Raw genomic sequence first — 22,880 nt, 5'->3', positions numbered from 1 at the left:
GCCACCGTCGCATTCGTCGCCGACGCCGCCGTCACCGCCTGCGACGCCACCCCCGCCGCATCATTCGCCGACTGCGAAATCTCCCGAATCGCCGCCCCCATCTCCTCACTACCGGCCGCCACCGTCTGGACGCTCCGGGACACGTCCTCGGAGGCCGAGGCCAGCAGCCCGGTCTGGGTCGAGGTCTCCTGCGAGTTCGCCGCGATCGCTTCCGCCGAGGCCGACAGCTGCTGCGACGACTCCGCGAGCGCACGAGCCGAGGACGACAGCGTCGCCACCGTCTGCCGGATCGACTCGGACGCCCGGTTCACCGCCCGCGCCATCCGCCCCACCTCGTCGCCGGAGTCGGCGTCCGCGCGGCGCGTAAGGTCGCCGTCGGCCACCGCGTCCAGGACCTCGCCGACCCGGGCGAGCCGGCGAGCGATGCCCCTGCCGACGACGATCGCGAGCGCCATCGCCACGATCAGCCCGACGACCAGCACGATCGCGATCAGCGTCTTCGCGCCCGAAGCCGCCGAACTCGCGTCCTCGCCGTCCTGCGACGCCTGCGCGTTCTCCAGCTTCTGCAGCGCGTCGATCGCCTCGTTGAACGCTTGTTGATTCGTCCCGAGCGACGCCGAGGCGGCGGCACCGGTCGCCACCGTGACCCCGCTGGGCGGCGTGTCGCTGAACACGAGGGTGTTGAGCGTCGCGATGTACTGGGTCCAAGACTCGTCGAACGCGGTGACCTGTTTCTTCCACTCCGCCGAGTTGTCCGGCCGCTCCTGGTAGGCGGCGAAGGATTCGTTCAGAGACGTCTGCGCGGCTTTGACCCCGTTCTCATACGTGGTCTTTTCCGCGGGCACGGTTGTCTGGTTGTACAGCACAAACGCCACGTACATGTCGGCGAGCGAGCCCTGCATCAACGTGACCTGGTTCAGCCGGTAGATGTTATCCCTGTTCAGGCCCTGGACCTTCTCGTCCAGCGTGTTCATGCGGACCCAGGCGACGCCGCCGGTGATTATCGCGACCAGCGCGACCACCCACACGACCACCATGATCTTGTGCATCACGGACAGGCCGGCAAACCGGCCCGACCTGCCGTTCGGGGACGTTTCGTTCACCGGAGCGGTCATCTGCGTCCTTCGATCGCCTGGGGCCGGCACCGGGCCGGCCGACGTACGTCGTCAGTCCCCCATCGACCGGCGCGGACGCCAACTGAGGTGGCCCCCGACCGCGGTGCGGTCGGGGGCTACGGAACTGACGTGGGTCAGTTCGAGAAGTCCTGGGTCATCCAGAGCGTGCCCTTGGCGTCCCGGTACAGGTCGATGCCGATCTGGCCGAGCGACGGGTTGAGGATGTTCCGGCGGTGGCCGTCGTTCGGGGCCACCTCGTCGATCATGCTCTGGGTGATGCGGGTCGCGGTCGCGGTGTGCGCGGCGTCGGTCGCGGCGCTGGTGCTGCCGTACCCGATGTTCTCGGCGTACGCGCTCCACTTCAGGCCCTGCGCGCTGATCCGCGCTCCGGCGTTGCCCTCACCGGCGCACTGGTGCGAGAGCCCGCAGCCGCCGGCCATGACCAGGTTGTGCTGACGGGCAGCCGCGACGAGCTGGCTGTTCATCGTCAGCGCCTTCGCGCCGTTGGCGGCCCGGACCTTGTTGATCTGGGCGAGCACCGCGAGCTGCGGAGCGGAGTACGCGGAAGACGCGGTGCTGCCGACCGGCGTCGTCGTCGCGGGCGCCGTTGTGGTGGGCGCCGTCGTCGTGGGCCGGGTCGTGGTCGGCGTCGTCGGCTGCGTGGTGGCCGGACGCGTCGCGACCGGGCGGGTCGGCTGCGTCGTGTAACGCGGCGCGTAGCGCGGCGAGCCGTAGTAGTACGAGTCGTAGCCGTACTGGTACTGCGTGGCGTAGCGGTCGTAACCCCCAGTCGGGCGCTCGGCGGCGGAAGCCGCGGAGCCCGCACCGACAGCCATCGTGGTCAAGACGGCCGCAGCGACGATGCCGAAACCGATCTTCGTACGCACGGTGGTTCGCACTAATAGTCCCCCTATTGTCGGCGCCGGCGGCGGTTGCCGTTGGCGTCGCAGATCAAATCGGCGGGGGCTCTGAGCCGCTGAGAAATCGGTCGGTGAGCGTACGGGGGTATGACGGGTGCCCCCCGGTTGCCGGGGCAGCGCTCCGAATGCGGGATGGGGGGTGAAATGCTCACCGCATGGACATCGGATTCGGCCTGCCGGTCGCGGGCGGATGGGCGACGCCGGAGAACACGATCACCGTAGCCCGGCACGCGGAGGAGCTCGGCTACCGCACGCTGTGGTCGTTCCAGCGGCTGCTGGTGCCGGACGCGCAGCCGCTGCCCCCGCAATACCTGAGCGTGCTCGATCCGCTGGTGGCGCTCGCGTACGCGGCGGGCACCACCGAGCGCATCGGCCTCGGCACGGCGATCGTCAACGCGCCGTTCACCGCACCGGCCGTGCTCGGTCAGCAGCTCGCGACACTCGACGTCCTGTCGCGCGGACGGCTGCTGGCCGGACTCGGCCTCGGGTGGCTACCGGCGGAGTTCGCCGCGGCCGGTGTCCCGTTCGAACGTCGCGGTGCCCGCTTCGAGGAGTACCTGCGGTGCCTGGACGCCGTCTGGGGCCCCGATCCGGTCGCATTCGAGGGCGAGTTCTACCGCATCGAACCGTCCACCGTGCTCCCCAAGCCGGTGCAGCGGCCGCGGCCGCCGGTGCTGATCGGCGGCGACGCCCCGCGGGCACTGGAGCGCGCCGGGCGGCTCGCCGACGGCTGGATCAGCCGCAGCACGTTCGATCTGACGAAGCTCGGCCCGGCCGTGACGACCGTGCGCACCGCCGCCGAGAAGGCCGGCCGCGATCCGGACGCGCTGCGGTTCGTCTGCCGCGGTGTGGTGCTGGTCGGCGAGCGGAAGGGTCTGCTGACCGGATCGCTGGACGAGATCAAGGCCGACCTCCCGGTGCTGGAGGAGCAGGGCATCACCGAGGTCTTCGTCGACTTGAACTTCGACCCGGCGGTCGGTTCGGTCGACGTCGACGCGGCGGTGGCGCTGCGGCACGCGCTGACCGTCCTGGACGCGCTGGCGCCGGGTCGGCGGCCGTGACCGGCGTGGTTATGGAGCGGGGCATTGCGTCAGCGGGGACACTGGGCCTATGAGCACTCTCCGCCGCACGCTGACCGCTCTCGGCGCAACGGCGACCGCGACCGCGTTCGCCGTGCTGATCCCCGTCCAAGCCTGGGCCGCCGACAATCCGACGCTCGCCAACGTCGCGATCGAAGTGGCCAGGCGTCCACGGAGGAGGAGCGGCTTCAGCAGCGGCCTCTGCGGCGTGGTGTGCTGTCTGCTGTTCATCGCGATCATCGTCATCGCGGTGTTGATCTACCTGCGACGCAAGCGCGGTCCGGGTGGTCCCGGTCCCGGCGGTGGCGGCGGCTACGGCCCCGGCCCGGGCGGTCCCGGCGGCGGTTACGGCCCGCCGACCAGCGGCCCCGGAACCGGCTACGGTCCCCCGACCAGTGGCCCCGGAACCGGCTACGGACCTCCGACCAGCGGACCGGGAACCGGCTACGGTCCGCCCCCGAGCGGCCCCGGAACCGGCTACAGCCCGCCGCCCAGCGCGCCCGGGCACGAACCGCCGCCCAGCCCTCCCGGTGGCCAGAACCTGCCGCCGTCCGCTCCCCAGTAGCGCACCCCGCTCCGCCAGAAGGCCCGGCTCCGTTGGAGCCGGGCCTTCGCGCGTCCCGCGACGTCACGTCCATAACGATTGTGTAAGGTCTTGCAAGAAATTGCAGGACGTTGCAGCGCCTGCAGGCATAACTCATCCCATAAGCGACGTACTACCTCTTGACCTGACCGTCTGAAGCGGACATCCTTCGCTCCACGCCCACGCCGCAAACCGTGGGCGACACGGACCGCAAGATCTTTCACGCGGGAGGGGGCTCCGTGTCGGCACCCCGAAGTTCGGAGGTAACCGTGCGCAGAATCCCCCGGTGGCCGGCCGCGTTAGTGCTGCTCGCCGCCCTCGTCGTCCCGATCCGCGAGGCCGCGACCGCCGCACCACCGTCCGGAAGCGACGGCCGGTCGGTCATCGTCCAGCTCTTCGAATGGAAGTGGACGGACATCGCCGCCGAATGCACGAACGTGCTCGGCCCGAAGGGGTACGGCGGCGTTCAGATCTCCCCGCCGCAGGAGAACATCGTGCTGCCGCAGCGCGGCTACCCGTGGTGGCAGCGCTATCAGGCGATCAGCTACCAGCTGGAGAGCCGCAGCGGCACCCGCGCCCAGTTCGCCGCGATGGTGCAGGCCTGCCATTCGGCAGGCGTCAAAATCTATGCGGACGCCGTGATCAACCACACCGCAGGCACCTGGCCGACCGATACCCGCGGCAGTGCGGGTTCGCCGTTCACGCACTACAACTACCCGGGCATCTATCAGACCCAGGACTTCCACCACTGCGGCCGCAACGACGACATCGCGAACTGGAACGACGCGTGGGAGGTCCACAACTGCGAGCTGGTCGACCTGGCCGACCTCGCCACCGAGACCGAGTACGTGCGGAACCGGCTGGTGGCCTACCTCAACGACCTGATCTCGCTCGGCGTCGACGGGTTCCGGATCGACGCCGCGAAGCACATGCCACCCGGGGACATCGCCGCGATCAAGTCCCGGCTCAACGGCAACCCGTACCTCTACCAGGAGGTCGTCTACGGCGCCGGCGAGCCGGTGCAGCCCTCGCAGTACCGCGGAAACGGCGACCTGATCGAGTTCCGCTACGGGCAGCAACTCGGTGCGGCGTTCCGCAACGGCTCGCTCGCGTCGCTGCAGAACCTCGGAAACGGGTTCGAGCCCGGTGACAGCTCGGTGGTCTTCGTCGACAACCACGACACCCAGCGGGCCGGAGCCCTGACCTACAAGGACGGTGCCGTCTACACGCTAGCGAACGTCTTCCAGCTGGCCTGGCCGTTCGGGACGCCGGTCGTGATGAGCAGCTTCTCGTTCACCGACAACGAGGCCGGGCCGCCGTCCTCCTCCGACGGGCGAACCAACGACGTGACCTGCGGGTCCGGTTGGGTGTGCGAACACCGGCAGGGCGCGATCGCGAACATGGTCGGCTTCCGCAACGCGGTCGGTTCGGCCGCGGTCTCCAACTGGTGGACGAACGGCTCGAACCAGGTCGGCTTCGCGCGCGGCGATCGCGGCTACGTGGTCGTGAACCGCGATTCGGCCGCGCTGTCCCGCACATTCCAGACGTCGCTGGCGGCCGGCACGTACTGCGACGTCACGCGCGGTGAGGTGCGGGACGGGGCGTGCACCGGCCCGACCGTGACCGTCGATGGCGACGGGCGCTTCACCGCGACGGTGCCGGCGATGAGCTCGCTCGCGATCCACCACCTGGCGAAGGTCTCGTCGTCGCCGTCGCCGTCGCCTTCTCCGACGGCGTCCGCGTCGGTGGCGGTCAACGTCAACGCGACGGTCACCACCTGGTACGGGCAGGACGTGTACCTGGTGGGCAGCATCCCGGCGCTGGGCAGCTGGAACCCGGCGAACGCCAAGCCGCTGTCCTCGGCGTCCTACCCGGTCTGGAAGGCCACGCTGGAGCTGCCTCCGTCGACGTCATTCCAGTACAAGTACGTCAAGAAGGCTCCCGACGGGACGATCACCTGGGAGTCGGATCCGAATCGCGCGGCCACGACACCGGCCGGCGGAACTCTGGCGCTCACCGACACCTGGCGATGAGCAGGTCGAGAACTCCGGGTACCCATGCCCCGGGCGGGGTGTACCCGGTGGGTCGGCGCTTCGTGCGCCGGCCCGGTGTGAGGCCGGGCTCCACCCCGGCTTGACACCGCGGGGCGCCGGCGGCCACCGTGCCGTCGGCGCCCCGCCGTGAGCGCCCGAGCCGTGACCTGACCACCAGCGATGAGGCACTAGAGTGCGAACCATGACCCCGCGGCTAGCCGACGTGGCCGTGAAGGCCGGCGTGAGTGAGGCGACCGTCAGCCGGGTCCTGAACGACAAGGCGGGGGTCTCGCCGGCAACCCGCCAGGCCGTGCTGGCCGCGCTCGACATCCTCGGTTACGAGCGGCCACCGCGGCTGCAGCAGCGCAGCGCCGGGCTGATCGGGCTGATCACGCCCGAGCTCGAGAACCCGATCTTCCCCGCGTTCGCCCAGGTGATCGAGCAAGGGCTGTCGATGCAGGGCTTCACAGCGGTGCTCTGCACGCAGGTGCCCGGCGGCATGACCGAGGACGCGTACACCGACGTCCTCGTCGATCGGGGCGTCGCGGGCATCGTGTTCGTCTCCGGCTTACACGCGGACAGCACCGCGGACGTCGAGCGCTACAACCGTCTGGCGGCGCGGCGGCTGCCGATCATCCTGATCAACGGGTACCAGCCGGGCGTGGCGGCGCCGTTCCTGTCCACCGATGACCGGGCGGCGATCCGGCAGTCGGTGAGCCATCTGGTGAGCCTCGGGCACGAGAGAATCGGGCTGGCGGTGGGGCCGCGCCGGTTCGTGCCGGTGCTGCGCAAGCTGGAAGCGTTTCAGCAGGCGCTGGGGCTTTCCGACGTCTCCGAGTTCGTGGAGCACACGTTCTTCACCGTGGAGGGCGGCCGGGCCGCTGCCGCCGCGCTGGTCGACCGGGGCTGCACCGCGGTGATCTGCGGCAGTGACTTGATGGCGCTGGGGGCGATCCGGGCGATCCGCGACCTCGGCCGTGCGGTGCCAGGTGACGTCTCGGTGATCGGGTTCGACGACTCACCGCTGGTGGCGTTCACCGATCCGCCGCTGACCACGGTGCGCCAGCCGGTGCAGGCGATGGGCACGGCCGCGGTGCAGATGCTGCTGGACGAGATCGCGGGGGTGCCCGGCCCGAAGTCGGAGTTCGTGTTCCAGCCGGAGTTGGTCGTGCGCGGCTCGACGGGCTCCGGCCCCCGCCTCCGCTGAGGGCAGTGGATAGCATCGTGGGGCGTCATCCACAGTTCGCAGCAGGGCCCGACGACGCGTCGGTGCTACGAACCAGCCTGGCTGCATGGATGCCGACGCACTCCTCGCCAAGCTCCTCGCCGACCAGCACGGGCTGATCCTGCGCAGCCAGGCACACGCGCTGGGCATCACCGACGACACGATCAAGTGGCGTCTGAACCGCGGCCATTGGCGCCGGGTGTTCCCGGGCCTCTACGCCACGTTCTCGGGGGCGCCGACCGACGAGCAGCGCATGATCGCCGCGTCGCTGCACGGAGGTGCCGACGCGCAGGTCACCGGGGTCGCTGCGCTGCGCTGGCACGGGTTGCGCTATCTACCCGACGACGAACGCGTCCACATCCTGATTCCGAACGGTCCGCGGCGCACCTCGCGCGGCTTCGTCGTGGCCGCCCGAACGAACCGTCCTGATCCCCGTCCGTTTCGTCGTCCGCCGCTGGAAATCTGCTCACTCGCCCGAGCGGGCGCCGATGCCGCCCGAGCCGGCTACTGCAGGCGAGACGTCCGCGCCTTCCTCTCGGAGATGGTGCAACGTCGCCTGACCACTGTGTCCCGGCTCGACGAGGAGTGGCGAGCCGGGCCTCGTCAGGGGAGCAAGCTGCTCGGCTCAGTGCTCGGCGAGCTGCGCGACGGGGTGCGTTCGGCGCCGGAAGCGGAGTTCCGTGACCTCCTGCGGACCAGCACGATCCTCCCGCCGATCGTCTGGAATCCCACGCTCGTGGCCGCCGACGGCCGCCGCCTTCCCAGGCCGGACGGGTGGCTCGAAGACGTCGGCATAGCGCTCGAAACGGATTCGGACGAACACCACACCTCGCCCGCCGACGTCCGCCGCACCCGCGAGCGCCACAACCGCCTCGCCGCCCACGGCGTGCTGACGATGCACTTCTCGCCGCGCGATATTCGCGCGACACCGCAGGAGGTGTTGCGCACCATCGAGGACGCCTACCTGCGACGTCCGCGGGGATTCACCGGCGTGCGCGCCGTGGATGACCCGGCGCGGGTGTCATAGCACCTGGGCGGGGTCATCCACGGGACACCTGCGAGGGGACAACCATTCGGGGCGAGTGCTCTGGCATGCTGGCGGCGTGGCGACCATCTTCACGCGGATCATCAACGGTGAGCTTCCCGGGCGGTTCGTCTGGCAGGACGAGCACGCGGTCGGATTCCTGAGCATCGCGCCGATCCGGCCCGGCCACACGCTGGTCGTGCCGCGGCAGGAGATCGATCAGTGGACCGACGCGCCTGCGGAGCTGATCACCCACCTCACGACCGTGACGCAGACGATCGGGCAGGCCGTGAAGGAAGCCTGGGACGCGCCCCGGGCGGCTCTGATCATCGCCGGGTTCGAGGTGCCGCACCTGCACCTGCACACGTTCCCGGTGTGGGGGCTGGACGACTTCCACTTCGAGAAGGCCGACCCGAACCCCGACCCCGCCGCGATGGACGAGGCGGCCGAACGCATCCGGGCGACGCTGGAGAAGAACGGGTACGGGGCGCAAGCACGATGATTCTCGAGCACCGCGGCGCGCGGCCGGTCGTCCACCCGACCGCCTATGTCGCGCCGACCGCGGTGCTGGCCGGCGACGTCGAGGTCGGGCCGGAGTGCCGGATCCTGTTCGGCGCGGTCGTGACCGCGGACGGTGGCCCGGTGCGGCTGGCGGACCACGTCGTCGTGATGGAGAACGCGGTGCTGCGCGGCACGGCGCGGAATCCACTGCGGATCGGCGCGTACAGCCTGGTCGGCCCGCACGCGAGTGTCTCCGGCGCGGAGATCGAGACCGAGACGTTCCTGGCCACCGGATGCAGCGTCTTCAACGGCGCCCGGATCGGCGCGGGCAGCGAGGTCCGGATCAACGGATGCGTCCACCTGCGGACGGTGCTGCCGCCGGGGTCGACGGTGCCGATCGGCTGGGTGGCGGTCGGCGATCCGGCGCGGATCCTGCCGCCCGACCGGCACGAGGAGATCTGGGCGGTCCAGCGGGAGCTCGACTTCCCCGGTTACGTGTTCGGCGTCGACCGGGATGCGCCGGACGCCATGCGGCGGATGATCGGACGATACAGCCGCGCGCTCGGTGAGCACCGCACCGACCGCGCTCCCGAGGACTGGGACGACCGTGCCGAATCGTAGGACGGCACACTAGTCTCGGGGTCGGATCCTCGACCAGGGCCTGCTGCTTCCTGGCCGGGCGACGCGGCACCACCGCCACTGCTCGGCCGTCCGACCGAGCCCTGGAGATGCCGTGTCCCCCACTCCCCCTCTGGCCGCCCGGCTTCGTGGCGTCGCCAGTTCGCCGGTCCGTGACCTGCTCGCGCTGCTCGAGCGTCCGGAGGTGTTGTCGTTCGCCGGCGGCCTGCCCGCACCGGAGCTGTTCGACGTCGACGGCGTCCGGGACGCGTACGCCCGGGCGCTCTCCGGGCCGGGCGCCCGGCTCGCGCTGCAGTACGCGCCCACCGACGGTAACCCCGAGCTGCGTGCGCTGATCGCGGACCGGCTGAGCGGGCGCGGCCTGCCGACCGGCGCCGGCGACCTACTGGTCACGACCGGATCCCAGCAGGCGTTGACGCTGGTCGCGACCGCGCTGCTGGATCCGGGTGCGGTTGTCGCCGTGGAGGAGCCGACGTACCTCGCGGCGCTGCAGTGCTTCCAGCTCGCCGGTGCGCGGATCGTGACGGTGCCCGGCGACGAGGACGGTGTGGACCCCGACGCGCTGGCGGACGTCGTCGCGCGGCACCGGCCGGTGCTGTTCTACACGGTCCCGACGTTCGCGAACCCGACCGGACGGACGCTGCCCGCGGAGCGGCGCGCCGCGGTGGCCCGAGTCGCCGCCGCGAGCGGGTTGTGGGTGGTGGAGGACGACCCGTACGGCGAGCTGCGGTACCGCGGTGCGCCGGTGGCGCCGCTGGCGGCCTCGCCGGATGCCGCGGTGCTGTACCTGGGCAGTTTCTCGAAGATCGGCGCGCCCGGGCTGCGGCTCGGCTGGGTGCGGGCGCCCGCCGCGCTGCGTCCGGCGCTCGTCGTCGCGAAGCAGGCCGCGGACCTGCACACGTCGACGATCGACCAGGCCGCAGCGGCGGCGTACCTCGCGGCCACCGACCTCGATGCGCACGTAAAGCTGCTTCAGGACGCGTACCGGGAGCGGCGCGACACGATGATCGCCGCGCTGCCCGGGACGCTGCCGCCGGGTAGCCGGTGGACCGAGCCGGACGGCGGAATGTTCACCTGGGTGCGGATGCCCGGCGACCTCGACGCGGCCGAGTTGCTGCCGACCGCGCTGGCGCACGACGTGGCGTTCGTGCCCGGCGCGCCGTTCTACGCGGGTGCGCCGGACCGGTCGACGTTCCGGTTGTCGTTCACCACGAACACGCCGGAGCAGATCCGTGAGGGAATGCGGCGACTCGGCCGCGCCCTGGCCGCCCACGGCACGGCAGTCCGGCCAGCCGACGACCGGCCGGACCCCGTCTGAAGGGGCACAGCGGTGGTCCGGATTGCCGGACTAACGGCGGGGGACCGGCCGGACCCCGTCTGAAGGGGCACAGTGGTGGTCCGGATTGCCGGACTAACGGCGGGGGACCGGCCGGACCCCGTCTGAAGGGGCACAGCGGTGGTCCGGATTGCCGCACTAACGGCGAGGGGACCGGCCGGACCCCGTCTGAAGGGGCACAGTGGTGGTCCGGATTGCCGCACTAACGGCGAGGGGACCGGCCGGACCCCGTCTGAAGGGGCACAGTGGTGGTCCGGATTGCCGCACTAACGGCGAGGGGACCGGCCGGACCCCGTCTGAAGGGGCACAGTGGTGGTCCGGATTGCCGGACTAACGGCGGGGGACCGGCCGGACCCGGGGGGGTGGTCCGGCCGGCGGGATCAGGATCGCCCAGACGGGGGAACTCCCGCCCATAGTTGGCACCCGGTTTAAGGCTCCACTCAGGTCCGCTTAGGACACACCCGTCACAGCAGTCCCGGGCGAGCCGAGGCGTCCGCCTCCGGGCGGTCATGGTTCGATCAAGTTGCCCTAACCGCTCATGCAGGAGGCAACTGATGCAGAAGCCCGACGTCGGCCCGATCGAGGGTGCGCCCCCGGCCGACCTGGTCATCGAGGACCTGACCGTCGGTGACGGCGCCACCGTGGGAGCCGGCCAGACGGCCTCGGTCCACTACGTCGGGGTGTCCCACTCCACCGGCAAGGAGTTCGACGCCTCGTACAACCGCGGCGCCCCGCTCGAGTTCACGATCGGCGCGGGCCAGGTCATCGCGGGCTGGGACCAGGGCGTCAACGGTATGAAGATCGGTGGGCGCCGCAAGCTCACGATCCCGCCGCACCTCGCGTACGGCGATCGCGGCGCGGCCGGCGTGATCAAGCCCGGTGAGACGCTGATCTTCGTCGTCGACCTCGTCGGGATCCGCTGACCCGCGCGTCGAAGAGATCGGACGTCGCCCGGCGGGAGGGTTGCGCCGGGCGGCGTCCGACGTTCAGCCGACCGCCGCGCCCACGTGGTGCGCGCGCAGCGGACGGTGCGGGTTCGTGGGCAGCGCGATCAGCGACGCGCTGGTGAACAGCGTCCGGCCCCGGCCGGGCTCGTGGACCCAGGCGGCGACCAGCGCACCCAGGTCGGGGTCGTGGAAGACACCGCCGGTCGTCAGGTCGGTCTCGGCGTCCTGGAACAGGAACAGCACCGGCCAGTGCGGCAGCACGTGCACGGCGAGGAGCTGGAACCGCTCGGTCCAGCGGTGGCCACGGTTGCGCAGCGGGACGGCCAGCGCGTGCCACGGGTGCGCGTCGGGATGGCCGGCGGCGCGGGCGGCGTCCTCCAGCGCGTCGGCCGCCGCTTCGAGGACCTCGTCCGCATCGGTCGGGCCGTCGACCGTGACCACGATCTCGACGCGGTCGCCGAGCGAGCGCCGCACGGCGGCAGCCAGGCCCCGCCGCGCCGCCCGGTCGACACCGTGGAGCAGCACGCCCGCGTTCGCCGGTTCGGCGAGCAGACGCAGGACGGCACGCACCTCGTTGTCACTCGGCTGTACTCCGCCGGTGTCGGTCACCGGCGCCACCACGTCACCTCGGCGGTTCACGGGCCCTCCCCCTCTGCGGATGCGGTCCCCTTCCGACGCCGTCGATCCATCATGCCCATCGAAGGCGACCTCCAATCACACGTCCACAGCAAAACCCGGACGACCGATCCGGCATCGGCCGCGCGGCGGATCAGCCGAGGGTGACCTCCGCTGGGCGTCGAGTCGACGGGCGGGACACAATCGGGGGCGTGCACCACGATCCGGCAGGCGAGCAGCGGCTAGGCGACGATCCGACAGCCGTCTCGGCGGACGCGTTCGCGTGGCGGCTCACCCCGGCGGAGACCGTGGCCGCGTTCGTCCGCGGTGCGCTGCTCATCGACATCCGATCGACGGTGGAACGCCAGGCGCAAGGGTGGTTACCCGGCGCGATCGTGCTCGAGCCGTCGGTGCTGGAGTGGCGGCTGGTGCCGAACACCGGTGGGCACCTCCCCGAGATGACCAGCTTCGACGTCGAGATCGTGCTGGTGTCGCGGGACGGCGAGGCGTCGAGCATCGCCGCGGCGCGGCTGCGCGAGCTGGGGTTGTGGCGCGCGACCGACCTGGCGGGCGGCTTCCGTGCCTGGCGGGCCGCCCAACTGCCGATCGGCGGCGACCCCGCCGCGATCCGCGGCTGACCCTCCGTGCGACCACTGCCTGATCCGGACGCGACGCGCGGGCTCGCCCCCGGAGGCTCACAAAAACCGGTTCTGGACGCCGTCCCGGCGGCGCTCGTCCGGAACGCGACCGGGACCTGGGGCGACGAGGGGCGTCAGTGGCTGGAGGCGCTGCCGACGCTGGTAGCTGACGTCGCCCGGCGCTGGAACCTGACCGTCGAAACACCGTACGCGGGACTCTCCTTTCACTGGGTCGCGCGAGTGACGGACGCCGACGGGAGGCCCGCCGTCCTCAAGCTGGGTCCGCCGGGACCTGGGCACCTGCGGGACGAAGCGGCTGCGCTACGGGCGTTCGACGGCCACGGCGCCGTGTGGCTGCGCGCCGAGGACGCGGAGCGCGGGGCGCTGCTGCTCGAACGCGCCGAACCGGGGACGCTCGCCCGCCCCCTGGTTCCGGCCAGCACGGTCCGCGACGCCGCGCGGCGCGACGCCGAGGCCACCAGCGTGCTGATCGACGTCGCGAACCGCCTCCACCGCGCGGGCTCCGACACAACGCGGCCGGACCACGCCACCCGGCCGCACGACACGGGCCGGCCGCACGACACGGCCCGCCCGGCCAGCACACGACCGACCAGCACCGCACCGGGTGGCACCGCACCGGGCAGCACCGGGCCGGGTCGCCCGGGAGTGGCGCTGCCGGACGTCGCCGGGCAGCGGGACGCGTTCGCGGTGTACCTGCGGACGTTCGGCGACCGCGGCCCGCTCCCCCGCACGCTCGTCGAGCGAGCCGACCGCCTCTTCGCCGAGTTGTGTGACAGCGCGCCCCGCCGCGTCGTGCTCCACGGCGACCTGCACCACGACAACGTGCTCCGCGCCGAACGTGAACCCTGGCTGGCCATCGACCCGCACGGCGTCGTCGGCGACCCGGGCTACGACGCTGGGGCGCTCCTCTACAACCCGGACCCGCCCCGCCGGGACTCCGACCTGCTCGCTCTCGTTCCCGCCCGCGTCGAGCAACTGGCAGACAGGCTGGGACAGCCGCTCGAGCGGATCACCGCCTGGGGATTCGTCGTCGCAATGCTCTCCGAGGTCTGGGACACCGAAGGCAGGACCCCCGGCATCTCACCGCGGCACGGCGGCCCCGGCCCGACCGGCCGCGCGTTCGACGTGGCCCGCCTCCTCCTGCCCCGCCTCACCTGACGCGCGGCGGCACGCGGCGGGCGCGGGGTGGCGCGCCGCGGGCACGCGGCGGGCGCGGGGTGGCGCGCCGCGGGCGCGGGGTGGCGCGCGGCGGGCGTGGGGTGGCGCGCGGTTATCCGGAGAGTTCCCGCTCTGTGGGCGTACGGAAGCGCGGGACGATACGGACCTCGCCGATGTCGTCCAGCCACCGGGACAGCCGCTCCGCCTCGGCGTCGACCAGCGCGGTGACCTCGGCCCCGACCTCCTCGAACAACCGGATCGCGACCTGGCCGTCGGGTCGGTGGGCCCAGCCGCCCACGATGCGGCCGCTCGCCCAGATCGTCGGGCCCGCGTTGCCCGCTCGGTCGAACAGCAGCGGGCTGTACGGACCGAGGTACCAGTCGCGCTGTGCCCACCCCATCGTGGTCGGGTCGAGCGCGGGCAGGAACGCCACCCACGGGCCCGGGTCGGGTGTCGGGTCGACGTCGTCCGGCAGGATCAGGGCCGAACCGCCGCCCTCCAGCCCGACGGTCATCGCCTTCGCGTCGGCCAGGGCTCGCTTGACCTGCGCGCCGGTCCAGCCCGTCCACCACTGCAGGTCGGACGCGGGCGCCGGACCGTACGCGGCGAGCCATTCGCGGGTCAGCTCGGCCCGCGCCTCGGTCTCGGACGGCCGGTCGAGCGGCACCGGGAGCCACTGCTCGGCGAGCGCCCAGCGGTAGCGCTGGGAGAGCCAGGAGCCGGTGGGCCGGCCGCGGACGATACGCCCGTCGGCGCCGAGCACCGTGAGCACCCGGTTGGTGATCGTGGTGCGGGCCTCGTAGGGCTTGCCCTCGGCCATCAGCAACGTGGTGCGGAGGCGCGGCTCGTCGGTGGACAGTTCGTTCGCGGTGGCGGTGCCGCCCCGGGCGTCGAGCGCGGCGAGCGTGCCGGCTTCGACGTCGGCGAGCCAACGGTCGGCGTCGGGGACGCCCGCCTCGTGCAGGTGCCTCACCAGCAGGCGACGCTGGGTGGCCGCGATGCGCTGCATCGTCGACGCCTCGACGATCGGGAGCATCGGGCTGGGAACGACGAACATCGTCCGCCGCATACCGAGCATGCGAACCAGCGAGCGCCGCTCGTACAGCGCGTCCTGCACCGCGGCGGGCGAGCCCTGATCGGCCCGCGCCCGGACCGCGAGGAACACGGTCGGCGCGTCGGTCGCATGCAGCGCGACGACGCTCGTCGCCGCGCCCAGCGGGTCGGCGGCCGTGGCGCCGGGAGCCAGCGCGTGGCGCACGCCGAGCCGGCGCCGCCGCTCCTCCGTTGTCATCTCCCGCACGCCGGAGATACTGCCCCACCCCACCGACAATTCCGCCGAGCGACGGCGCCCGCCGCGGCTCCGCCACCCGCGGGCCAGGTCCGCACGCGCGGTCGCGGCCGACCCGGACGCGCGCAGGCAGACGCGCACGCATCCGAGACGCGGCGGCGGCCGGCCCAGGGCCGCGACTCCGGCCGCGACTCCAGCCGCGACTCCATCCCGGCTTCGGCCGCGACTTGCGCGGGCGTCACGTCCAGCACGTTCCAGACCCGCTCCGGCACGGCCGGGAAGCGGGCGGCGAGCCGGGGCCGGGCACTCCGGCCCCACCGGCTCATCGTCGCCGCCTCCTCGACGTCGTGCACCAGCCAGGCAGCGAACAAGCCCCAGGTGGCCCACGGGGTCAGCGATGAACTCACGCCTATGGTCTACCGTGCCGCGCAACCACGGCCTGGAGCACCGCGAGACCCGGCCCGATCCGGTCGGCCGCGATCAGCCCGAACCCGAACACCAACTCGTCGTCGGGCCCGCCGTAATGCGCCAGCCGCCGGGCCGGACCGGGCGATGGAACGAACGAAGCCTGGCCGCCCGGTGGCCCACCCCGAAGAGCCAACAAGCCCCCAACCAACTGGGCCAATGAGCTCAGCGCGGCGTGATCGCGAACCGCATGTCGACGTGGCTGATCGTGCCCGGCAGCCGACGCCGGGGATCCAGCCCGAGGCACGACGTCAGCTCGAAGCGGTGCTCGCTCAGCAGCGTCGCCAGCAGCGAGCTCGTCGCGTAGAGCACCAGGTTGCGCCCGGGGCACTCGGCCGGCCCGGCGCTGAACGGCACCAGCGACCAGCTCTCCCGTGCGCGCCCGTCCAGCCAGATCTCCGGCGAGAACCGGTCCGCGTACGACAGGCGCTGATCGTCCCGGTGGAAGAACGGCGCGTAGACCAGCACGAGTTCGCCGTTGGACAGCCCGTGGTCGACCCGCCCGGCGACCGGCCGGTCGTCCGCGCCGATCGGTGGCGCGACGTAGTCGCGGAGGATCGCGGGTGTCGTCGGCCAGAGCCGGACCGCCTCGTGGACGCACGCGCGCAGGTACGGGAGGTCCTGTGGCGCCGACAGATCGTGGCTCCCGATCTCCTCCTCGGCCCGCCGGGCCTGGTCGGGGTGCGTGGCCAGCAGCGCGAGCACCCGGTACGTCGCGATGCCCGCGGCGTCGAACGCGAACAGCCACTGCGGAAGCTGCTGCTCCGGCGCGACCCCTGCGACCCCTGCGACCCCTGCGACGCCTGCGGTACCTGCGGTACCTGCGGTACCTGCGGTGCCGCCACCGGACGCGCCCGCGGCCAGCGCCGCCAGGCTCCCCGGCTCGGCCCGGTCGACGTAGTCCCGGATCCGCCGCTGGAACTCCGCGGACGCGGCCGGCCGGGCCGGATGGAACGGTCCCCAGTTACCGTCCCGGCGCAACCGCGCGAGCAGGTCGGTCGTCTCGAAGTCCTCCCGGGCCGCGTTGCCGAGCACGATCCGCCGGACCATCCGCCACCAGGCCGACGCGAACCGGTCCCAGTCGAGGTGGCCGGTGACCGCCATCGACCGGCCCTCTTGGTCGATGGCCGCGAGCAGCGCGTCGGCGTGCCGGTGGACCGGCCGGCCGGTGTCGAGCACCGCCTCGTTGAACGCGCGCTTCGGTGGACGCTCCGACGGCGGCGAGATCAGGACGCCGCCCGGCTCGAACCGATCCAGCGCGGCTTCCTTCTCCTGGTTGGCGGGCGTGAACGGCACCGGTGCGCCCTCCAGCACCATGCGGACGTCGTCCGGAGAAAGCACCAGCGTGATGCGGCGGAACGGCACCCGCAGCCGCAGCAGGCCGTCGCCGTACCGGGCCCGCAGCCGCTGCAGCTGGCGCACGCCGCGGCGGTCGGCGTCGATCCGGGCCGCCAGGCGCACCGCCCACGGACGCCGCTGGATGACACCGATGGCGACGGTCGCCGCGAGCGGGTTGAGCAGCACGCGGGCGCTGTCGAGCACAGTGGCCGTCCGCCCCATCCGCCGCGTGGTCGGCCGGGTCTGGACCTCGGTCATCGGCCCCTCCTCGTCGGTCTGCGTCTGCCCCTCTGTGCCCATGCACTCTCGTCCCAAACTATGCCGTTAAACCAACTCAAAAGGTGCACCGCACCACAACTTCGAATTCCTCGTGCACGCCGTGGGTACCCGGGCCGCATGCTGGTACATGTGATCGCCGACTACGGTCCGGGCGACCTGGCGTACGCCGAGGTCAGGCAGCAGCTGGCCCGATACCTGCCGGACGCCGACGTCGTCTACACACCGGTGCCGCCGTTCGACACGCTCGCGGCCGGTTTCTGCGTGGCGCAGCTAGCGCTCACCCCGGGGCCACCCAGGCTCGTCTTCTGCAACGTGGCGCCGCGGGCCGACAGCGACGCGCCCCGGCCGGAGAACGAGGGCGAGCGCCTGGTCGCGGCGGAGCTGGCCGACGGCGTCCGGGTGGTCGCGGTGGACGCCGGGCACACGTTCTTGTTCCTGCGGGACGAGGCGGTGTCGCTGACCGAGCTGGTGATCCCGGAGTCGGGGTCGCAGTTCCGGTCCCGGGACGCGTTCCCGGCGCTGCTGCCGCGGGTGCTGGCCGGGGACGCCGAGGTCGTGGGTCCGGTCGACCCGGAGCGGATCCCGCCGCCCCCGCAGCGCGCGGTGGTCTACGTCGACGGCTACGGCAACCTGAAAACGAGCTGGTCGGAGCCGCCGGCGCCGATGGGCTCGGTGGTCGTGCTGCGCGTGGGCGGCGTCGGCGCGGAGGCGATGGTGAGCGACGGGACGTTCGACGTCCCGGCCGGGACGCTGTCGTTCGCGCCGGGCAGCTCCGGGTGGACACGGGCGGACGGGTCCGAAGTGCGGTGGTACGAGATCCTGCTCCGGGGCGGGGACGCGAGCGCGCAACTCGATCACCCCGCGCCGGGCACGCCGGTGTCGGTGCGGATCTGAGACGTCGGCGGCCGCGCCCCTCGAAAACTGACGATTGCCGATCAGTTATCGCACTACTACTCTCGGGCGAACCTGTGGGGAGGTTGCGCGATGACCGACTTCGACCTCGTGATCCGTGGTGGCCGCTGGTTCGACGGCACCGGAGCACCCTCCGCGATCCGCGACCTCGGCATCCGCGACGGCGTGGTGGCGGCGATCTCGCCCGACCCGCTGCCCGCCGGACCGGAGACCGAGGTGATCGAGGCGGCCGGACGCTGGGTGATGCCCGGCATGGTCGACCTGCACACCCACTACGACGCCGAGGTCCTGGTCGCGCCGGGGCTCACCGAGTCGGTCCGGCACGGCGTCACCACGGTCGTCGTCGGCAACTGCTCGCTCTCGACCGTGTACGTCGAGCCGGTGGACGCCGCCGACCTGTTCAGCCGCGTCGAGGCCCTCCCCCGCCAGCACGTGCTCACCGCGCTGGAGCAGGGACGGACCTGGACCCGGCCGTCCGAGTGGGTGGCCGTCGTCGAGCGGCTGCCGCTCGGACCGAACGTCGCCTCGTTCCTCGGCCACTCCGACCTGCGGACCACGGTGATGGGCCTGGGCCGCGCCACCGACCGCAGCCACCGGCCGGCCGACGACGAGCTGCGGCGGATGTCCGAGCTGCTGACCGAGGCGCTCGACGCCGGCTTCATCGGGCTGTCCACGATGACGAACCCCTGGGACAAGCTCGACGGCGACCGGTACCGGTCCCGCTCGTTACCCAGCACGTACGCCCGCTGGTCGGAGTACCGGGCACTGCACCGGCTGCTCCGGAAGCGGCACGCGATCCTGCAGAGCATCCCGAACCTGAACACGAAGTACGACGTGCTGTTCTTCCTCGCGTCCAGCACCGGGATCGGCCGCAAGCCGCTGAAGACGTCGCTGCTGTCCGCCGCCGACGCGAAGTCCGACCGCTGGCTGTGGCGGATCTTCGGCCCGCTGTCCTGGCTCGCGAACGTGCCTGGTCGTGGCAACTTCCGGTTCCAGCACCTCCCGGTGCCGTTCGAAGTGCACGCGGACGGCGTCGATCTGGTGGTGTTCGAGGAGTTCGGCGCCGGCGCAGCCGCGCTGCACCTGCAGGACGAGCTGGAGCGCGACCGGTTGCTGCGGGATGAGGGCTACCGGCGGTGGTTCCGCCAGGATTTCGAGAAGCGGTTCAGCTCCCGGGTCTGGCATCGGGACTTCGCCGACGCGTACATCGTCGAGTGTCCCGATTCCTCGCTGGTGGGGCTCTCGGTGGCGGACGTCGCGGAGAAGCGTGGCGTCCACGTCGTCGACGCGTTCCTCGACCTGGTCGTCGAGCACGGCCGGGCGTTCCGCTGGAAGACGACGATCGTCAACGACCGCCCGGAGATCCTGAACAAGCTGTCGGCGCTGCCCGGCGTCCAGTACGGCTTCTCGGACGCCGGGGCCCACCTGCGGAACATGGCCTTCTACAACTACGGGCTCCGCCTGCTCGCCCGGGTTCAGGACGGCGGTTTCATGTCGGTGGAGCGCGCGGTGCACCGGCTCACCGGTGAGTTGGCCGACTGGCTCGGTCTGGACGCCGGGCACCTGCGCGTCGGCGACCGGGCCGACCTCGTGGTGGTCGACCCGACCGGTTTGGACGCCGCCCAGCTCGCCAGTTACCACGAGGAACCGTTGGCGGAGTTCGGCGGCCTGCGCCGGATGGTCAACCGCAACGACGGCGCGGTGGACGCGACCGTGATCGGCGGCGAGGTGGTGTTCGCCGCCGGCCGGTTCCGCCCGGACTACGGGGTCTCCCGGCGCACCGGGCGGTTCCTGCGCTACCGGGAGGAGAACCGCAGCCCGCTACCTCAGACCACGGAAGCCGTGTAGAGCAGGTACTCCCACTCCATCGCGCCGTTGATCAGGTACTTGTCGCCGAGCGCGGCCATCTCTTGGTCGAGGGCGGCGGTGCGCTCCGGGTCATCGGCGAGGCCGCGGTAGGCGGCGATCGTCGGGCCGTAGATGCCCTTCCAGTAGTCGCGGAACGCGGCGCCGGTCGGGAACCCGGAGATGACGACGCTCCGCTTCTCCGTGACGACCCCGCTGACCCGGTCGCCGAACAGCGCCGCGACGTGCGCCTCGGAGCCCCACAGCGGCGGCGGCTGCGCCCCGGGCGGCGGCGGAGCGACGTACGGCTTCATCGTCGCGAACAGCTGCCCGATGAAACCCTCCGGCGTCCAGGCGATCAGCCCGATCGAGCCGCCCGGACGGGTCACCCGGATCAGTTCGTCCGCAGCGAGCTGGTGCATCGGCGCGAACATCACGCCGACGCACGAGACGACGACGTCGAACTCGCCGGCGCGGTAGGGCAGGTGCTCCGCGTCGGCCTCCTCCCAGGCGAGACGCGCGCCCTGCTCGGCGGCTCGCTTCTCCCCCACCTGGAGCAGCTCGGGTGTCAGGTCGCTGGCGACGACGTCCGCGCCGGCCAGCGCGGCCGGTATCGCGACGTTGCCGGTTCCCGCGGCGACGTCGAGCACGCGCTGGCCCGGGCCGATGCCGGTGGCGGCGACCAGGATCGGGCCGAGCGAGGGAATGAGGTCGGTGGCGACGGCCGGGTAGTCGCCGAGCGCCCAGAGTGCTCTGTGCTTGGCTTTGAGTGCGCTATCGGTGGTGGTCACGTGAGGTCCCCCGTCGTATCGGGTCAGCTTGTCCTCACGACGGTAAGAACGGCGGAGGGTGCCCGCCTAGTACACGATCTGTACTAGAACTGCTTCATGGGAGCCACCTACCACCAGTTCTGCCCGGTCGCGAAGGCCATGGAACTGCTCGACGAGCGGTGGACGATGCTCGTGGTGCGGGAGTTGGTCGCCGGCAGCCGGCACTTCAACGACCTGCGCCGGGGGTTGCCGCGGATCTCCCCCACGCTGCTGTCCAAGCGCCTCCAGAGCCTGGTCGCCGCCGGAATCGTCGAGCGGCGTCCCGGCGAGCGGGAGGTCCAGTACGTGCTGACGCAGGCCGGTCAGGAGCTGGCGCCGATCGTCGCGGCGCTCGGCGCCTGGGGCGTGCGCTGGGTCGGTGAGCTCGGCGACCGGGACCTCGACCCGAAGCTGCTGCTCTGGGACCTGCACCGCAACGTCGACCACGACGCGGTGCCGACCGGCCGCACCGTCGTCCAGTTCCGGTTCCCCGAGGTGGCGCCACGGAAGCAGGACTGGTGGCTGGTGATCACGCCGCCCGACGTCGACGTCTGCGACGTCGACCCGGGACACGAGGTCGCGGTCCGGGTGACCGCGGACCTCCGTCGGATGGTGCTGGTCTGGCGGGGTGACGTGTCCTGGTGGGACGCGATGCGCGCGGGCGACGTCGCGTTGGACGGCCCGGAACCGTTACGGCGCGCTCTTCCGAGCTGGTTCCGCCCCACGGTGTTCGCGTCGGTGCCCCGCGTCTGAATCTTCTCCGACGCGGGGCGGCCCGACGTCAGGCGGGCTGGCTGACCAGCGCGGAGACCTTGCCCATCAGGCCGGGGACGTCGCCGCGCTCACCGTCGATCAGCCACTGACCGAGCTGCACCGACGACTCGACGACCAGCTTCGCCCGCTCGTACCGCCGCGTCGTGAATACGTCGAACACGCTCTGGTCGAGCTGTTCGGCGGTGACCAGCAGCTCGGCGAGCACCGCCGCGTCCTCCAGCGCCATCGCCGCGCCCTGGGCCAGGGTGGGCGGGCAGGTGTGCGCGGCGTCGCCGATCAGCACGACCCGGCCGCGGTTCCACGGTGCGTCGAGCACGTGCTGCTCGAACCAGGTGTAGTTGACCCGGGTCGGGTCGGTGAGGCCGGGACGGATGTCGTCCCACGGCCCGTGGTAGGCCTGCGAGAGCTCGACCATCGTCGCGAGCTGTTCCTCCGGTGAGAGCCCGCTGCGGTCCTGCGCCTTCTCGACGATGTACGCGTAGAGCGTGTCCTCGCCGGTCGGGCAGTACCCGGCGATGTAGCTCGGACCGCCGTAGATCAGGTCGGTGCGGGTGACGCTCGCCGGGCGCGGCGCGAACACCCGCCAGATGCCCATACCGGTGGGGCGGGTCTCCAGCTCGACACCGAGCGCGCGACGCACCGCCGAGCGGATGCCGTCGGCGCCGATGACGAGGTCGTAGCGGCCGGTCGAGCCGTCGGAGAACGTCACGTCGACGCCGTTCTCATCCTGGGTCAGGTCGGCGAACGTGGTCCCGAACCGCACCTTCACGCCGACGTCGCCGGCCCGGGCCATCAGGATCGCGGCCAGATCGGGGCGGTACATGCCGAGCGTGGCGGGCAGCTCGGGGCCGCCGGTGCGGGCGTCAGGGAACTCGGCCACGACGGTGCCGTTCGGATCGGGCGCCCGGATGCCGAGGTCGTTGAACGCGTAGCCCTTCGCGCTCACCTTCTCCCAGACGCCGAGCTGCCGCAGGACGCGCAGCGCGTTGCCCTGGAGCGTGATGCCGGAGCCGAGCGCCGTGACGTCCGGCTTGAGCTCGACGACCTCGACGGCGATGCCGCGCTCGGCGAGCAGGATGGCGGACGCGGCACCCGCCGCACCGCCGCCAACGACCAGGACGTTCTGGACAGCAGGCATGTCATCGTTCTCCGGGTCGGGGCCGCGTGTGGCAGCGGCGTCGGCGTTTCCGGCGTGTATCCGGAGGGTTACCGGACTGACGGAATGCTTCACTATGCGAGATCCCGCTCACATGAAGGAAATCGATTCTCACCATACTGTCCATGCACCCGGTGAATACTGACGGGTCGGACGCCTCCGCGCTGCGAAACTGGTTGT

22 protein-coding genes are annotated in these 22,880 nt (G+C 71.9%); 14 read left to right on the top strand and 8 right to left on the bottom strand.

The annotated features are described in order from the left end of the window. Both BUB75_RS06830 and BUB75_RS06825 read right to left on the bottom strand, forming a co-directional pair. Positions 1-1,115: methyl-accepting chemotaxis protein (locus BUB75_RS06830; RefSeq protein ID WP_073252490.1), on the bottom strand; the 1,115-nt coding region annotated here is incomplete at its 3' end. Positions 1,116-1,249: 134 nt separating this feature from the next. After that, positions 1,250-2,014, bottom strand: coding sequence for a CAP domain-containing protein (locus tag BUB75_RS06825; protein WP_073252489.1), 765 nt, complete (start codon positions 2,012-2,014; stop codon positions 1,250-1,252). A 176-nt stretch (positions 2,015-2,190) separates the two neighbouring features. Here BUB75_RS06825 and BUB75_RS06820 point away from each other — a divergent pair, with 176 nt between their 5' ends. From BUB75_RS06820 to BUB75_RS06780, 9 genes are all read left to right on the top strand, one after another. Beyond that, a complete protein-coding gene (locus BUB75_RS06820) occupies positions 2,191-3,096 on the top strand; it encodes a TIGR03619 family F420-dependent LLM class oxidoreductase (protein ID WP_073252488.1) in 906 nt (301 codons plus the stop codon). Between the two features lie 49 nt (positions 3,097-3,145). Then, complete coding sequence (locus tag BUB75_RS46105) at positions 3,146-3,679, top strand: hypothetical protein (protein ID WP_073252480.1); 534 nt, start codon at positions 3,146-3,148, stop codon at positions 3,677-3,679. A 287-nt stretch (positions 3,680-3,966) separates the two neighbouring features. After that, positions 3,967-5,730 (top strand): carbohydrate-binding module family 20 domain-containing protein, encoded by a 1,764-nt coding sequence (locus BUB75_RS06810; protein WP_143175044.1) that lies wholly within the window; start codon positions 3,967-3,969, stop codon positions 5,728-5,730. A gap of 202 nt (positions 5,731-5,932) precedes the next feature. Then, complete coding sequence (locus tag BUB75_RS06805) at positions 5,933-6,937, top strand: LacI family DNA-binding transcriptional regulator (RefSeq protein WP_073252479.1); 1,005 nt, start codon at positions 5,933-5,935, stop codon at positions 6,935-6,937. 85 nt (positions 6,938-7,022) lie between these two features. Next, positions 7,023-7,982, top strand: coding sequence for a type IV toxin-antitoxin system AbiEi family antitoxin domain-containing protein (locus BUB75_RS06800; protein WP_073252478.1), 960 nt, complete (start codon positions 7,023-7,025; stop codon positions 7,980-7,982). Positions 7,983-8,058: 76 nt separating this feature from the next. Next, entirely contained in the window at positions 8,059-8,481 is a 423-nt protein-coding gene (locus BUB75_RS06795) for an HIT family protein (protein WP_073252477.1), read from the top strand. Beyond that, a complete protein-coding gene (locus BUB75_RS06790; protein ID WP_073252476.1) occupies positions 8,478-9,101 on the top strand; it encodes a gamma carbonic anhydrase family protein in 624 nt (207 codons plus the stop codon). Before BUB75_RS06795 ends, BUB75_RS06790 begins: the two co-directional genes overlap by 4 nt. A 112-nt stretch (positions 9,102-9,213) precedes the next feature. Further along, entirely contained in the window at positions 9,214-10,437 is a 1,224-nt protein-coding gene (locus tag BUB75_RS06785; protein ID WP_073252474.1) for an aminotransferase-like domain-containing protein, read from the top strand. A 572-nt stretch (positions 10,438-11,009) separates the two neighbouring features. After that, entirely contained in the window at positions 11,010-11,378 is a 369-nt protein-coding gene (locus BUB75_RS06780; protein ID WP_073252472.1) for an FKBP-type peptidyl-prolyl cis-trans isomerase, read from the top strand. A gap of 63 nt (positions 11,379-11,441) precedes the next feature. Here BUB75_RS06780 and BUB75_RS06775 read toward each other — a convergent pair whose 3' ends face one another. After that, positions 11,442-12,041, bottom strand: coding sequence for a hypothetical protein (locus BUB75_RS06775; protein ID WP_073252470.1), 600 nt, complete (start codon positions 12,039-12,041; stop codon positions 11,442-11,444). 188 nt (positions 12,042-12,229) lie between these two features. On the opposite strand from BUB75_RS06775, the gene BUB75_RS06770 reads away from it, so the two are divergent. Beyond that, positions 12,230-12,655 carry a rhodanese-like domain-containing protein gene (locus tag BUB75_RS06770; protein WP_073252469.1) on the top strand — a complete coding sequence of 142 codons (426 nt, stop codon included), beginning with the start codon at positions 12,230-12,232 and terminating at the stop codon, positions 12,653-12,655. A 6-nt stretch (positions 12,656-12,661) separates the two neighbouring features. Next, positions 12,662-13,834, top strand: a complete 1,173-nt coding sequence (locus tag BUB75_RS44080) for an aminoglycoside phosphotransferase family protein (protein WP_084740265.1) — start codon at positions 12,662-12,664, stop codon at positions 13,832-13,834. A 112-nt stretch (positions 13,835-13,946) separates the two neighbouring features. Here the strand turns inward: BUB75_RS44080 and BUB75_RS06760 are convergent, their stop codons facing one another. The 3 genes from BUB75_RS06760 to BUB75_RS06755 all read right to left on the bottom strand — a co-directional run bounded on the left by BUB75_RS06760 (position 13,947) and on the right by BUB75_RS06755 (position 17,183). Continuing rightward, on the bottom strand, positions 13,947-15,125 hold the full coding sequence (locus BUB75_RS06760; RefSeq protein ID WP_073252921.1) for a winged helix DNA-binding domain-containing protein: 1,179 nt from the start codon (positions 15,123-15,125) through the stop codon (positions 13,947-13,949). Beyond that, the gene (locus tag BUB75_RS44880) at positions 15,122-15,529 is read right to left on the bottom strand and encodes an HXXEE domain-containing protein (RefSeq protein ID WP_143175043.1); all 408 of its coding nucleotides are present in this window, start codon (positions 15,527-15,529) and stop codon (positions 15,122-15,124) included. The genes BUB75_RS06760 and BUB75_RS44880 overlap by 4 nt, the downstream gene beginning before the upstream one ends. Before the next feature lie 223 nt (positions 15,530-15,752). Further along, on the bottom strand, positions 15,753-17,183 hold the full coding sequence (locus BUB75_RS06755) for a cytochrome P450 (protein WP_073252918.1): 1,431 nt from the start codon (positions 17,181-17,183) through the stop codon (positions 15,753-15,755). A 138-nt stretch (positions 17,184-17,321) separates the two neighbouring features. On the opposite strand from BUB75_RS06755, the gene BUB75_RS06750 reads away from it, so the two are divergent. Continuing rightward, the gene (locus BUB75_RS06750; RefSeq protein ID WP_073252468.1) at positions 17,322-18,098 is read left to right on the top strand and encodes an SAM-dependent chlorinase/fluorinase; all 777 of its coding nucleotides are present in this window, start codon (positions 17,322-17,324) and stop codon (positions 18,096-18,098) included. 90 nt (positions 18,099-18,188) lie between these two features. Next, positions 18,189-19,964 (top strand): N-acyl-D-amino-acid deacylase family protein, encoded by a 1,776-nt coding sequence (locus BUB75_RS06745; protein WP_073252467.1) that lies wholly within the window; start codon positions 18,189-18,191, stop codon positions 19,962-19,964. On the opposite strand, the gene BUB75_RS06740 is transcribed toward BUB75_RS06745, so the two are convergent. Then, complete coding sequence (locus BUB75_RS06740; protein WP_073252466.1) at positions 19,943-20,752, bottom strand: class I SAM-dependent methyltransferase; 810 nt, start codon at positions 20,750-20,752, stop codon at positions 19,943-19,945. The two genes, BUB75_RS06745 and BUB75_RS06740, sit on opposite strands and share 22 nt — an antisense overlap. 96 nt (positions 20,753-20,848) lie before the next feature. Here BUB75_RS06740 and BUB75_RS06735 point away from each other — a divergent pair, with 96 nt between their 5' ends. Then, on the top strand, positions 20,849-21,523 hold the full coding sequence (locus BUB75_RS06735; protein WP_073252465.1) for a winged helix-turn-helix transcriptional regulator: 675 nt from the start codon (positions 20,849-20,851) through the stop codon (positions 21,521-21,523). Positions 21,524-21,551: 28 nt separating this feature from the next. Here BUB75_RS06735 and BUB75_RS06730 read toward each other — a convergent pair whose 3' ends face one another. Further along, the gene (locus BUB75_RS06730; RefSeq protein WP_073252463.1) at positions 21,552-22,682 is read right to left on the bottom strand and encodes an FAD-dependent monooxygenase; all 1,131 of its coding nucleotides are present in this window, start codon (positions 22,680-22,682) and stop codon (positions 21,552-21,554) included. Positions 22,683-22,880: the final 198 nt, after the last annotated feature.

This window comes from Cryptosporangium aurantiacum, from assembly GCF_900143005.1.
GTDB classification, from domain to species: Bacteria; Actinomycetota; Actinomycetes; order Mycobacteriales; family Cryptosporangiaceae; genus Cryptosporangium; species Cryptosporangium aurantiacum.
This window is presented reverse-complemented; position numbering and strand designations above follow the sequence as displayed.